Genomic DNA, 13,978 nt, shown 5'->3' with positions numbered 1-13,978 from the left:
CATATAAAATGGGAAAAGAAAAGGTAGTTTTCTTAACTTTTGATGATGGACCTAGTAGTGAATATACGCCGGAATTATTAGATTTATTAAAAGAATTCAATATTAAAGCAAGTTTTTTTGTAGTAACGGATTTTGCAAAAGAAAATATTAATTTAATAAAACGAATGAAACTAGAAGGGCACGATATTGGAGTACATTCTTGTAGTCATGAAAATTCAATTTATAGAGGATGGAAGTACACTTCTAGAGATTTATCTGAATCTGTTAAGGTTATGGAAGAAATGAATGTTAGGATTTTAGGATATAGACCACCTTGGGGGCATTTAAATATTTTTACATTATATATGATTAAAAAATTGAAATTAAAATTAATTTTATGGGGAGCAATGGCACAAGATTGGAAGGCTAATACTACAGTTGAGGAAATAAGCAGAAAAATTATTAATAAAATAGATAAAGGGAATTTAATACTTTGTTTGCATGATGGTAGAGGAGAAAAAAAAGCACCAGAAAGAACTATTGAGGCATTAAGAAAAACAATTCCTATTTTAATTAAGAAAGGTTATAAGTTTAAAAGCTTAGGTGAGTACTATGAGTCAATATATAAATAAAAAGAAGACATCATTATATTTGCTTGTACTCATTGTTATAACTTTTTTTATTTATTTAACTATATTTAAGAATCAGGATTTTAGTAAAATCGCTGAAGTTATAGCTTCGGCAAATCCAATTATTATAATATGTGCAACTTCGCTAATAATTTTATTTATATTTTGTGAAGCATTTAATATTAATTTGCTTTTAAATTCAATGAATTATAATATATCTTTCCTTAATTCTATTAAATATGCTATTACAGGATTTTTTTATAGTTCAATAACACCATCTTCTACAGGTGGTCAACCAATGCAGCTTTATAAGATGAAAAGGGATGGAATAAATTTATCTCATGGTACTCTTGTTTTATTAGTAGAGTTAGCATGTTTTCAAACAGTTACATTAATACTTGGAGGCACTTCTCTCATATGGGCTAGTATGACTAATATACAAATTACTAGTTTTATAAAATTTCTTGCAGTTTTAGGGTTCTTCATTAATATTTTAATAGTTATAAGTATATGGATAAGTATTTTTTCGAAGAGTTTTTCAGAAAAGGTGTACGGTTTTATATGCTTTTTAGTAAATAAACTCTTTTTTATTAGTGAAATTAAAAAAGAAAAAATTATTTATTCTTTAAAATCTAGTTTAAAGAAATATAATGAATGTGCTGAGTTTTTAAAGAAACAGCCAATTTTATTTTTAAAGTGTTTATCTATTACAACTATACAAGTAGTTGGATTATTTAGTATTCCATATGTGGTATATTTAGCATTAAATGAAAAAGGTACATCTTTTATAAGTATGTTTATTATACAAAGTATTGTGTATTTAGCATCCTCTTTTATTCCCATGCCAGGAGCAGCAGGAATAAGTGAAAATAATTATATAAGTCTTTTTTCTAAAATTTATCCTATAGGAGTATTAAATAGTGCAGTATTACTTACTAGAGTTGTTAATTTTTATCTTCCCCTTATAATAACATTTATAGCACTTTTAGGTATAGAAATAGCATCTAAAAAAAGATAAGTTTAAAGAATATATAATAAAAATGGATTAGTGAGTTTACTAATCCATTTTTATTAATTTCAATACTTAAATTAGGTTTATAGTCTAATATTTTATTAAAAATTAAGCCAAACATTATGATAATATTACATTTTTATTAGGATAAAGTCATAATATTTTTTATAAACACATATACAAAATTGAATATAATTATTGGTAATAGCAAGTTGAGTAAATAATTTTATATATATTATTAAATAAAACTATAAAAATAATGTTTTTATAAAAAAGGAAAGAAATTTAATTGCAAGATTTAAGGAAAATATTGACAAAAAGCTAATTCCTTTATAAAATGTGGTTATAAAGACAAGGAAAGGTGTAAATATGCTTAATTTAATTAATAGACGGAAAACTCCTAATAAAATAAGAGGTTTTAATAGTAAAAACAAGGATATTAGAGGATTAATAGTAGTAGTATCATTAGTTATAATACTTAATTTTTGTATAAATTTAGCATATCTTATTGCTAAAGCTAATCATGAATGTAATCATGATAGATGTGATATATGCTTACAAATAAAGCATATTGTAAAAGCAATGGATCAAACTAAAAATCCCATTGATATAGTTTCACCTATAATGTTTTTATGTTTATTAATTTTATTTTTATGTAATCTTAAAGTTAAGCAAATTATAATACAACCAACATTAGTTTCCTTAAAAGTCCGGCTAGATAGGTAAATCGCTTTTAAATTGTATTTTGATATTAATAAAAAACAATTTAAAAGGAGTTAAAGTAATGATAAAAATAAAAGCTGTTTATAAGAATTTTGGAAATGAAATTATAAGTTTTAATGATATAGTATTTGAAGATAATAAATCATATATAATATTAGGGCCTTCAGGTTGCGGTAAATCAACATTACTAAATTTGTTAAGTGGAAATATAAAAGCTGACAATGGAAGTATTCAAGTTAATACTAAAAATTATAGTTATAAATTAGAAGATTTATCTTATGAAAAATTACAAGAGTATAGAAGGAATAATATTAGTTATGTATCTCAAGAATTTAATTTATTTGATAACTTTACAGTCTATGATAACTTAAATATTATTAATGAAATTAAACCTACAAAAATAGCAATAGAAAAAGCTATAAAACTTGTTGGATTAACAAATAAATTAAAACAAAAAGTACGTACTCTATCAGGAGGAGAAAAACAAAGAGTATGTATTGCAAGAGCATTATTGCAAGGGGGAGACATAATTTTATGTGATGAACCAACTGCTTCACTAAATCAAGGATTAGCTAATGATATTATTAAGCTTATTATTGAATTACAAAAGAAAACTAAAAGCAGTTTATTAGTGGTAACTCATGATGAGCGCTTAATAGAAAATTTTGATGAAGTTATTTATTATGAAGACTTTATTAAAGTAGATCTAGGAGGTGCTAAGTAATGATTAGGTATTCTATAAAATCTTTAACTAATAAGAAAACAATAAGTATTTTGTTTAGTATAGCGGTATGTATAGCAGTGTCTATAAGTAAGTTAGCTATTAATATTAGCTCTCAGATAGAAGAGGGATTTTATCAAGCAGATAAAAAATATGACATAATAATAGGGGCTAAGGGTAGTAAAACTCAATTAATAATGTCTAGTTTATTTTTCTCAGATGATCCTCTTGGACAAATAGATAAAGATTATTTAGATGAAATATCTAAAAAATATAAAGTAAATAAAATAGTACCTTTAGCAATGGCTGACTCTTATAAAGGTAATAGAGTAATTGGGACAACAATAGATTTATTAGATAATTATAATTTTGAAAAAGGAAATATATTTTCAAAGGATTTTGATATTGTTATAGGAAGTAATATTGCAGAAAGATATAATCTTTCAATAGGAGATAAGTTAATAACATCACATGGCACAAGTGAAATGGCAGAGGAGCATCATAATTCACCTTATACAGTTACTGGAATACTGAAAAAAACTAATACATCATATGATAATACATGTTTTACAACAGTAGGAAGTGTTTGGAATGCTCATAAAGATCATCATCATGAAGAGGAAGATAAGGATGAGCATCAAGATGAACATGATGACGAACATGAACACATAGATGGAGAGAAACATGAACATCATATGGGATACACAGCTCTCTTAATAAAAACAGGAAATTTAGCCATAGCAAATGATATAGAAATTAGTTTGAAAGAAGATTTGAAGGTACAAGCTATAAATACAACTAAAGTATTAAGGAGTTTAGTTGGTAATATAGATATGAGTAAGCAAGTTGCTTTGTTATTATGTGGCATAATAGTAGTATTAGCTGTAATTTTAACTTGTGTAATGAGTTTTTTCATGCTAGTTAATTCTAAAAAGGATATAGAAATACTTAAATTTCTAGGAATGAAAAAAGGCAAGATATTTACTTATATAATTTCTCAAATAGTTATGTTAATAGTTATAAGTATAGGAATCTCTGTAATAATAAATAGTTGGGTGTTAAGTATTGCAAATAATATATCATCTAAGCTAGGAATTATCCTAGATGTATCTAAAAAGTATCCTCAAGAGTTTTATATAACATTAGTATATATAATTATAATAATAGTTTCCACTTTAATATATACTTATGTTTTAACTAAAGGGGAGGATAATAAATAATGAAAAAACTTATTTTGCTAATAGTAAGTGCACTTATTTTATTAGTTGGATGTTCTAAGATGACATTAAAAGATTTCAGCAATGAAAGTTCAAGTGATATAAAAAGAATAAGATTTAAAGACACAGTTGAAATCAAAGATTTACGTAAGTTAGATGGGAAAAAAATAAAGATAATAGGATTTATGGCAAATAGTTCACCATTAGATAAATCTATGATATATTTAATGAATTTACCTTATCATAATTGCGTTTATTGTGTACCTAATACAAATAAACTGATTAATACAATGGCTGTTTATCCTAAACAAGGAGAGAATATAGAGTTTACAGAAGTACCAATAGAAGTAGTTGGTACATTAAAGTTTGAAAATATAACTGATGAAACTGGTTATTCATATGAATATAGATTAGTTGATTCAGAAATAAAACCGGCAGATATAAAGTCTATGGATGAATCAGTTAAAATATATACTGATTTAGTTAATAAAGGTTTTGTAACGAAGATTAATAAAATAATTTCAGAGGCAAATAGTATTATTTATTATGACAAGCAATGGGGAAGTTTAGCAGATGTTGAGCCTATTCCAGAAGAATATATAAAAGAATTGGAAAATATGTTTGAAGTGGTAGATAAAGCTAAATATCAAGATATTATAAGTGTAGTTGAGAAATTAAAAAAATTAGTTAAAAATATAAATGATATTTTGAAATCTAAAGAATATTATAAAATGGAACAACTTGAAAATAGAGATTATGAGATATTTTATAAAGTAAATGATTGGTTAATGAAAGTAGAGATGTAAAAGCAATTAGTATTTATAGCCCTGAGTTTTATCAGGGCTATTTTTATTCTTTATAAAATTATATAATTATACCTCATTACAATAAAGAATCCAACGATAATAAAAATTTTTAAATGATTTGCCTAATTTAACTCGATATAATGTATTTTCTAAATAAAAGGATATAGGAGTTTTTCTACTTGTAAATTCAAAATATTGGTTTTGCTTATTACAATATTTTGATATATATTCACAAATCTCTTGAGAGTTATTTGGTTTCTCATTTAAATTTATAACAAAGCATTTTTTCATAATAGATACCTCTTTAAATTTATTTCTAAATAAATTTCTTTACTTTAATATACTTTTTAAACAAATTATTTATTACATTATACCATAATTTAACAGAAATAAAAATTATATATAGCCACTAAAGGTAAATATATAATTATGTACTTTGTTGTAATAAAAATATTTCTGTATTAATAAAAAATAAGGTTAATAAAAATTACGAGCTAATAAGTAAAATAATATATAATTTTATAATATTTACAAAAAACAATATTGTTATAAAGTTTAACAATATAGCTAAAGATAGAGAATGAATTTTTAATTATAATTAAAGTTAATACCCATATTTAATTATAAAAAGAATTTGTTAAGTAGTTATGAAAAAATAGCTTGATTTTTCATAGAATTACTTGGTCTTTGAAAATTATATAAGTTTGAATGTTTTATTGTATGGCAAATAAGCCTACAATAGCATTGATTTTTTGCAGGTTAATCAAAGGTATTAAATTTAATTAAGATGCTGAAAACCAAGAGTTTTTAGCAAAGCTATCGCTGGCGAAGCCGGCAACTTCTGCTGGAGTACAGTTATTTAATGATCCATGTGGTCTAATAAAGTTATAGTGAAAGATAAATAAATATATAAGGTTATTAGCTTTCTGAAAAGAGTTGAATCCTTTCTTGGTTTTATACCAGGCTTTAAATGTTTTATTAAATGATTCAATTAAATTATTATTTATATCACTAGACATTGGAGCTACAGGAATATGAGTTGTATTGGGCAATAGCGTAGCCACGGCTTCATTATATGAAGGTAATCTATCAGTTATAAAACTAACTGGTTCACCAAATTTTTTAGCTTCATTTACCAATATGTACGCTGAATCAGAACTTCTGGATTTAGTTAAATGAAATGCTAAAATAAATCTAGTTTCTGAATCAATAGCTAACCAAAGGTAGTATCTTTCACTATTAATAAATACTACTGTTTCATCAGCGTGCCAATCGTCAGATTGTAGGTTTAAACTAGCTTTAAATTTATCAGCCTTTTGTTTAAAGAAAGGTGCAAATTTATTAGTCCAACTCGCTATCGTAACATGAGATACCTTAATTCCAGAGTTAATCATCAATAATTGAGAAATAGCCCTTGTTGATGAATTATTTAAAAAATATAGTGTTAATGCAGTTAATATTACATGTAGTGGAAAACGCATTCCTTTCATAGAAAGGGAGCCCGTAATCAATTCATTAGAGGCTATATCAATATTTGTAGTATGATGTTTAACTATTATGTGATTACATTTCTTATTACCACATTTATAGCGATTGTAGTGCTTATATTCATGATGAAGGAATGTAGCTTTATTACATTTAGGACATCTAGGGTATTTAGATTTTATCGGATTGCTGACGGAGTCAGGAGCAAATTGACGTTTACACTTTTTACATTGATATTTTTGATTAGCCTGCTTATCTAAACCAAATTTATATAGTTTATTAGAATGGCAGCCAGGACATTTTATATTAGCTTTGTTCATTGTTCTTTTCTCCTTTTCTAGGGGAATATTATTTAGTATTGCAAACCTATTGTATTTCCTTGGGTTGAGAAGAGCAATGTTCATATAACTTAACAGATCGATAAAAAGATTCTGATTATAATATATTAGCTAAAAAAGATGAAACAAATAGTGATGAAAATATAGAATTTACTACACCTAAAAATGGAAAGTATATAATTAGAGTTGCTGGTAAAAATGCAAGTGGTAAATTTGACGTAGAAATAGATGCAGCAGATGCTATAGAAGTTATTAACAAAGAGTTTTTTGATTAAATGATAAAAAATCTCCTAGACTTAATAAGGTTTAGGGGATTTTATTTTGAATTTAAGAGAATAATATTATTACATTTCAATTTCAAGGAGTAAGTAAAATGAATATTAAGGAGTTTGTTTTATTTAAGAAAAGGGAATTATTACAGTTTTGCATTTATAGATTAATTTTTGGAATTAGTTATAGCTTTATGATACCTGCAATACCTTTATTTTTTAATTCCATAGGTATAGCGACTACTATGATAGGTGTAGTTATGTCTTTATATGGAGTTAGTAAGGCATTAGCTCAGATTCCTTTTGGATTTGTGTCAGACAAAATAGGAGATAAATTATTACTTATAATAGCTGTAGGATTAATGGCGTTTATACCTATGGGATATGTATTTTTTAATACTCAATTATTAGTTAGTGGGGTATATGTATTACAAGGAGCTATTTTAGGAATGGCAGCACCAGCTACTGTTTCTATATTGGCAAGGTCTTTAGATGAAAGTAAAAGAGGAGAGTGTACTGGATTTGCATCGGCAGTTTTTACTCTTGGTGGAGGAATTGGAGCTGCTATAGCAGGTTTTATCATATCTAAGTTTGGTAATTATAATACAGTCTTTTACATAACATCTATTGGTATATTATTAACATTCCTGTTTATAATTTTTAGAATTAAAAAATCTAATATTTCAGGTAGTAATAAAAAGAGCAATAAAAAAGGAATTAAATTAATAATTAATGATATAAAAAAATATAAACTTGGCTACAAAATTGTATTATTAAGCTTTATTGCTATGCTTGGGGATTTTATATATGGATGTGTAGTTTCCATATTCCCTTTCTATGGAAAAGAGGTGTTGGGAGCATCAGTTGGGTATATTTCAATAATAATTTCTCTTTACTTATTTATTTTTGGCTTTGGGGCACCTTTAGCAGGGTGGGTTAGCGATAAGATAGGAAATAAAAAGCAATTATATTTATCTTTTATAGTTATGAATTTAACTTTATTTACTTTATATTTAATAAGAACTAAGATTTTATTTGCAGCTATTATTATAGTTTATTTTTTAGGAGCAACTTTTTTAAATGCATCTCTTCAAAGTTTACTTTCAGAATTTGGAGAAAATGAAAATATAAAAGGTATAGTATTTGGTGTGGTAGGAGCATCAGAATCTATAGGATATGCTATAGGGCCAATTGCATCCGCATACATATATGAATTAAATAAAAATTGGTTATTTTTAGGACTATTGATTGTTTCAATATTAGTTTTAGGAATATATCACTTCCTACATAAAAAAGCGCAAATAAATTAATTTTTGGAAAATAAATCCTGGATTATCTTTTTAATATGAGAAAATAACATTATAATAAATATTATAATGTTATTTTTTTATATATTAATTTAAAAAAATAATATTATTTAAAATGGGAAAGCTAATGAAAAAGTAAATTTATAAAGAAAATAATAATATACATATTAAAAATAAATAGGATGCAAAAGGAGGTAATTAGTGAATATTATTTTTGAGGTTTTTAATTTATATAAAGAGAGGTTTGACTTTTTTTTAGAACTATTAATTCAACATATAGTTTTGTCTTTTATAGCTATAATTATTATTACCATACTTGGTATGGCTATAGGTATTTATATAACTAAAAGTAAAAAAATAGCGGATATTGTATTAGGTACAGTTAATTTCTTATATACAATACCGTCTATTGCTTTATTTGGTTTTTTAGTTGCAATAAGTGGAATTGGAAATGTAACAGCATTAATTGCTCTTGTTATATACGGATTAATGCCTATTATAAAAAATACTTATGCAGGTATTAATGAAGTAGATGCTCAAATAGTAGAATCAGCAATTGCAATGGGAAGTACTAAAAGTCAGTTATTATGGAAGGTAAAAGTTCCATTGGCTCTTCCGGTAATTATTACAGGATTTAGGACTATGGTAGTAATGACTATAGCTCTTGGAGGAATAGCTTCATTTATAGGGGCAGGAGGACTTGGCGTTGCAATATGGAGAGGGATTACTACTAATAATCCAGCTATGACTATAGCAGGGAGTTTGCTTGTAGCTATACTTTCTGTATTATCAGATTTTCTTATTGGAAAATTAGATATTAAGGTTAGTAATAGAGTCAATGGAATTAGAGATAAGAATAAAGTTAGTAAAAAGAATTTAATAATTGGAACAGCTATATTTGCTAGTATATGCATAATAATTGGAATACTAGAATTTACAACTACAGGTAGTAAGGTTGTTGTTGCATCTAAACCGCAAACAGAAGGTTATATTTTAGCGGAGATGATAAGTCAGTTAATAGAAGAAAATACAGATATTAATGTTGAAAGAAAGTTTGGTATAGGTGGAGGAACATCTAATATTCATCCAGCAATGCTTAAAGGAGAAATAGATATTTATCCAGAATATACGGGAACAGCAAGATTATTTGTTTTAAAGAAAGATATAATTGAAGATAAAGATGAGTTATATAAGTCAGTTAAAGAAGATTATATGAAAGAATATAATATAAATTGGCTTGGAACTTATGGATTTAATAATACATTTACACTTGCTTTGAAGAAGGAGCTAGCAAAAAAGCTTGAAGTAGAGAGTTTTTCAGATTTAGCCAATATAAGTAGCGAGTTAGCTATAGGTTCTGAATATGACTTTTATGAAAGAGAAGACGGATATAAAGGTTTAGAAAAAATTTATGGATTTAAATTTAAAAATAAAAAGGACATTGATATAGGTTTAAAATATGAAGCTATAAGTAAGGATAAAGTTGATGTTATAAATGCATTTTCAACAGATGCTCTTATAAAGGAGTATGATCTTAAATTATTACATGATGATAAAGGATTTTTCCCATCATATTATGGGGCTACTTTAATAAGACAAGAAATTTTAGATAAATATCCTGAATTGGAATCTATTCTTAGAAAACTAGATAATGAAATAAATAATGAAGAAATGATTGATTTAAATTATGAAGTTGATAAAGAAGGAAAAGAACCTAAAGCTGTGGCTAGAGAATTCTTAAAGAGAAAGGGACTATTATAAGTAAAAGGTGGTGCCAGTATGGAAGTCATAAGGTTTAAAAATATAAAGAAGTCATATGAAAAAGGCAGAGTAATAATAGATGATTTAAGTTTTACTATAGAAAGTGGTGAGTTTGTCACTTTAGTAGGAAAATCTGGCTGCGGAAAAACTACTTTGCTTAAACTAATTAATGGAATTATAAAAGCTGATGAAGGAAATGTAATAGTTGAGGGAAAGGAAATAAGTCAATGGGATATTATAGAATTAAGAAGAAACATAGGATATGTAATTCAACAAATAGGACTGTTTCCACATATGAGTATAGGGGATAATATAGCTTATGTATTAAATATAAAGAAGACATCAAAAGAAGAGGTAGACAAGAGGGTTAGAGAATTAATAAATATAGTAGGAATTAGTGAGGATTATTTGAAAAAATATCCAAGAGAGCTAAGTGGTGGGCAAAAGCAAAGAATAGGTGTAGCTAGAGCTCTTGCATCTAATCCTGATATTATTCTTATGGACGAACCTTTTGGTGCTGTAGACGAAATAACAAGAAAAAGCTTACAAGAAGAAATTAAAAAAATTCATAAGGAATTAAAGAAAACAATAATATTTGTAACTCATGATATAGAAGAGGCATTAAAACTTGGAACAAAAGTAGTAGTTTTGGATAAAGGTAAAATAGTTCAATATGGCACAGCAAAGGATATGGTGTTCAATGTTAAAAATGAATTTGTTAAGGATTTGTTTGGAATAAAAAACTTTTCATCATATCTAAGTTTTACAAAGTTATCTGAAGTAGTACAACCGATATCAGATGATAGAAAAGAATATTATGAAAAGATGTATAGGGATAAAGAACTACCGATACTAATAGATGATTATACAGTAATGGAAGCAATAAAGGTGCTTTTTGAAAATAAATATGATAAAGCATTAGTAAAAAATAAGCAAAATGTAGTTGTTGGGCAATTTTCCATAGGTGAAAATTATTTTTAATATATAGGATTTAGTAGATATTAAAAGGGGAATGGTTTATTGATATTTGCACAGAATTTTAAGGAATAAAATAATATACTATATGGAAACTTATTAAGAGCTGACTATATATTAATAAATAATATTAGGAGGATTTAAAATGAGTAAATTAAAAGGAAAAGTTGCAATTGTAACTGGTGGAGGAAAAGGAATTGGATATGGAGTAGCATCTGCTTTTGCAAATGAAGGTGCAAACATAGTTATAACAGGGAGAACTTTATCTACATTAGAAGAGGCAAAGGGAAAATTAGAAAAGCAGTATAATATAAAAGTTTTACCTGTAGTTGGGGATGGATCGGATGAAGAAGCTGTAAAAAATGTTGTAAATGAAACAATAAAAACCTTCGGTAAATTAGATATATTAGTAAATAATGCACAAGTATCAAAATCAGGAGTATTACTAGTAGATCATAGTAAAGAAGATTTTGATCTTGCAATTTATTCGGGGTTATATGCTACATTTAACTATATGAAATATTCATTTCCATATCTAAAAGAAGGTCCAGGGAAAGTAATAAATTTTGCATCAGGCGCAGGAATCTCAGGAAGACCAGGACAATCTTCTTATGCAGCCGCAAAGGAAGGAATTAGAGGTTTATCTAGAGTTGCAGCAACAGAGTGGGGGGAATATGGAATAAATGTAAATGTAGTTTGTCCATTAGCCATGACACCAGGACTAGAAAAATGGAAACAAGAATATCCAGAAATGTATGCTGCAAATGTTAAAAGTATTCCATTAGGAAGGTTTGGAGATGCCACTAAAGATATAGGAAGGGTATGTGTATTTTTAGCAAGTGATGATTCTAGCTATATTACAGGTGAAACTATATCAGTTCAAGGTGGATCAGGAATGAGACCATAAATTATATTATCATTACTTTGTATAAGCATATTATTATATGGATTAGGTATAATTATTTTGTCAAAAAGAGACTTACCTTTATGATAATATAAGTTAGAACTTATTAAAAATATAATTATTAGTTTGGAGTATAAAAAATACCGTAATTTAATAGTTAAATTACGGTATTTTACGTATAGTATATTTTATAATAGAATTTTGAATTGTTTAAAAGATTTAAATACGTATATTGAATTATTTAAATCTCATTGAAAAATAAATTACTAGTATTATATTGAACTGACGGAACAAGTTCGTAATATGAAGAATTTATAAATCTATGAAATTCATTTAAAAAATTTATAAATTCATAATCATAATTAGATTCAAAAGTATTTTCATTTAAAATATTTAATGGTTTAACTTCTGAGTTTATTTCAGGTTCAACAGAAGAATTAACCATAGTATTAAATTCTGAGAGAGTGTAAAATAGTCTGTGTAAACTTCAGAAAATGATATAATAAATTATCAATTATGGAGGGAACACAGACTATGTCATTTTCAAAGAAAGAATTAATAAAAATATTAGCAAAGGATCCAAATATTAAAACAGCTGAAGATATTCAAAATGTTTTAAAAGACTTATTTGGAGGAATGCTTCAGCAAATGCTGGAAGCCGAATTAGATAATCATCTTGGATATGAGAAACATGATTACCAAAATAAAAACACAACTAATAGCCGTAATGGCAAGAGCCGAAAAACTATGAAATCCAATCTTGGCTACTTCGACTTAGATGTTCCAAGAGATAGAGAAGGTTCTTTTGAGCCTGAAATAGTAAAAAAACATCAAACTGATGTTTCACATTTAGAAAGCTCAATAATTGGGATGTATGCTAAGGGAATGACTACAAGAGATATAGCATCACAAGTAAATGAAATATACGGAATGGACATATCACCAACATTAGTTTCTAATATAACAGATAAAGTAATTCCAATGATTAGAGAATGGCAAAGCCGTCCGTTGGAAACAGTATATCCTATAGTATTTATGGATGCTATTCACTTTAAAGTGAGAAAAGATAACACCGTTGTTTCGAAAGCAGCCTACGCTGCGATTGGAGTAAATATTGAAGGAAAAAAAGATGTTCTTGGTATATGGATAGGAGCATCAGAGTCATCAAAATATTGGTTGCTTGTTCTGAATGAGTTAAAAAATAGAGGCGTAAAAGATATACTAATTGCTTCAGTTGATGGGTTAGTAGGGTTTAACGAAGCCATTAGAGCTGTTTATCCGAACACTGAAATTCAAAGATGTATTATTCATCAAATAAGAAATTCAAGTAAATACTTATCTTATAAGGATTTAAAAGCTTTCAATGCAGATTTAAAACTAGTTTACACCGCTTCTACTGAGGAGGTCGCATTAGCGGAATTAGATAGATTAGAAGAAAAATGGGGAGAAAAATACTTAATAGCAGTAAGGTCTTGGAGAAATAACTGGAATGAGTTATCAACATTCTTTAAATATCCACCAGAGATTAGAAAAATAATATATACAACTAATGCAATGGAAAGTTATAATCGTCAACTGAGAAAAGTTACTAAAACTAAATCTATATTTCCGAATGATGAATCATTAATGAAGATTTTATACCTTGCTACCGTTGATATAACAAAGAAATGGACCCAATCAATACGAGGATGGGCTCAAATTTTAGCTCAACTATCAATCTTCTTCGAAGGTCGTTTAGACGACCAGTTGTTCTAAAAAATATTTAGTCTAACTCTTATTAAAGTGCAGATTATTATGTAAAATTTATCAATTAAAGAAAAATAAAGGTTGGATGTTGTATTAACCTTTCCAA

General features: G+C 26.8%; 15 protein-coding genes. 11 read left to right on the top strand and 4 right to left on the bottom strand.

Annotation, left to right across the window (positions count from 1 at the left end):
- Positions 1 to 8 precede the first annotated feature (8 nt).
- The 6 genes from CP523_RS06275 to CP523_RS06250 all read left to right on the top strand — a co-directional run bounded on the left by CP523_RS06275 (position 9) and on the right by CP523_RS06250 (position 5,087).
- The gene (locus CP523_RS06275; RefSeq protein ID WP_227909555.1) at positions 9 to 611 is read left to right on the top strand and encodes a polysaccharide deacetylase family protein; all 603 of its coding nucleotides are present in this window, start codon (positions 9 to 11) and stop codon (positions 609 to 611) included.
- On the top strand, positions 592 to 1,626 hold the full coding sequence (locus tag CP523_RS06270; protein WP_120140700.1) for a lysylphosphatidylglycerol synthase transmembrane domain-containing protein: 1,035 nt from the start codon (positions 592 to 594) through the stop codon (positions 1,624 to 1,626). Before CP523_RS06275 ends, CP523_RS06270 begins: the two co-directional genes overlap by 20 nt.
- 363 nt (positions 1,627 to 1,989) lie before the next feature.
- On the top strand, positions 1,990 to 2,346 hold the full coding sequence (locus CP523_RS06265; RefSeq protein ID WP_120140699.1) for a hypothetical protein: 357 nt from the start codon (positions 1,990 to 1,992) through the stop codon (positions 2,344 to 2,346).
- A gap of 58 nt (positions 2,347 to 2,404) precedes the next feature.
- Positions 2,405 to 3,067 carry an ATP-binding cassette domain-containing protein gene (locus tag CP523_RS06260; RefSeq protein ID WP_120140698.1) on the top strand — a complete coding sequence of 221 codons (663 nt, stop codon included), beginning with the start codon at positions 2,405 to 2,407 and terminating at the stop codon, positions 3,065 to 3,067.
- A complete protein-coding gene (locus CP523_RS06255) occupies positions 3,067 to 4,284 on the top strand; it encodes an ABC transporter permease (protein WP_120140697.1) in 1,218 nt (405 codons plus the stop codon). Before CP523_RS06260 ends, CP523_RS06255 begins: the two co-directional genes overlap by 1 nt.
- Positions 4,284 to 5,087: a hypothetical protein gene (locus CP523_RS06250; protein ID WP_120140696.1), complete on the top strand. Its 804-nt coding sequence runs from the start codon at positions 4,284 to 4,286 to the stop codon at positions 5,085 to 5,087. The genes CP523_RS06255 and CP523_RS06250 overlap by 1 nt, the downstream gene beginning before the upstream one ends.
- 66 nt (positions 5,088 to 5,153) lie before the next feature.
- On the opposite strand, the gene CP523_RS06245 is transcribed toward CP523_RS06250, so the two are convergent.
- From CP523_RS06245 to CP523_RS15950, 3 genes are all read right to left on the bottom strand, one after another.
- Entirely contained in the window at positions 5,154 to 5,378 is a 225-nt protein-coding gene (locus CP523_RS06245) for a DUF4318 domain-containing protein (protein WP_066679192.1), read from the bottom strand.
- Between the two features lie 491 nt (positions 5,379 to 5,869).
- Positions 5,870 to 6,892, bottom strand: coding sequence for an IS6 family transposase (locus CP523_RS06240; RefSeq protein ID WP_120140695.1), 1,023 nt, complete (start codon positions 6,890 to 6,892; stop codon positions 5,870 to 5,872).
- A 115-nt stretch (positions 6,893 to 7,007) separates the two neighbouring features.
- Positions 7,008 to 7,169: a hypothetical protein gene (locus CP523_RS15950; protein ID WP_162925961.1), complete on the bottom strand. Its 162-nt coding sequence runs from the start codon at positions 7,167 to 7,169 to the stop codon at positions 7,008 to 7,010.
- 114 nt (positions 7,170 to 7,283) lie between these two features.
- On the opposite strand from CP523_RS15950, the gene CP523_RS06235 reads away from it, so the two are divergent.
- The 4 genes from CP523_RS06235 to CP523_RS06220 all read left to right on the top strand — a co-directional run bounded on the left by CP523_RS06235 (position 7,284) and on the right by CP523_RS06220 (position 12,129).
- A complete protein-coding gene (locus tag CP523_RS06235; RefSeq protein ID WP_120140694.1) occupies positions 7,284 to 8,489 on the top strand; it encodes an MFS transporter in 1,206 nt (401 codons plus the stop codon).
- A gap of 198 nt (positions 8,490 to 8,687) precedes the next feature.
- On the top strand, positions 8,688 to 10,247 hold the full coding sequence (locus CP523_RS06230; RefSeq protein ID WP_227909556.1) for an ABC transporter permease/substrate-binding protein: 1,560 nt from the start codon (positions 8,688 to 8,690) through the stop codon (positions 10,245 to 10,247).
- Between the two features lie 18 nt (positions 10,248 to 10,265).
- Positions 10,266 to 11,228 carry an ABC transporter ATP-binding protein gene (locus CP523_RS06225; RefSeq protein WP_066679291.1) on the top strand — a complete coding sequence of 321 codons (963 nt, stop codon included), beginning with the start codon at positions 10,266 to 10,268 and terminating at the stop codon, positions 11,226 to 11,228.
- Between the two features lie 139 nt (positions 11,229 to 11,367).
- On the top strand, positions 11,368 to 12,129 hold the full coding sequence (locus CP523_RS06220) for an SDR family NAD(P)-dependent oxidoreductase (protein ID WP_066679293.1): 762 nt from the start codon (positions 11,368 to 11,370) through the stop codon (positions 12,127 to 12,129).
- 238 nt (positions 12,130 to 12,367) lie between these two features.
- Here the strand turns inward: CP523_RS06220 and CP523_RS06215 are convergent, their stop codons facing one another.
- Complete coding sequence (locus CP523_RS06215; protein ID WP_120140693.1) at positions 12,368 to 12,571, bottom strand: hypothetical protein; 204 nt, start codon at positions 12,569 to 12,571, stop codon at positions 12,368 to 12,370.
- Positions 12,572 to 12,660: 89 nt separating this feature from the next.
- On the opposite strand from CP523_RS06215, the gene CP523_RS06210 reads away from it, so the two are divergent.
- The gene (locus CP523_RS06210) at positions 12,661 to 13,881 is read left to right on the top strand and encodes an IS256 family transposase (RefSeq protein WP_120140435.1); all 1,221 of its coding nucleotides are present in this window, start codon (positions 12,661 to 12,663) and stop codon (positions 13,879 to 13,881) included.
- Positions 13,882 to 13,978: the final 97 nt, after the last annotated feature.

The organism is Clostridium septicum (assembly GCF_003606265.1).
GTDB lineage: Bacteria > Bacillota > Clostridia > Clostridiales > Clostridiaceae > Clostridium > Clostridium septicum.
The sequence above is the reverse complement of the archived record's forward strand: the minus strand, read 5'-3'. Positions and strand labels throughout refer to the sequence as shown.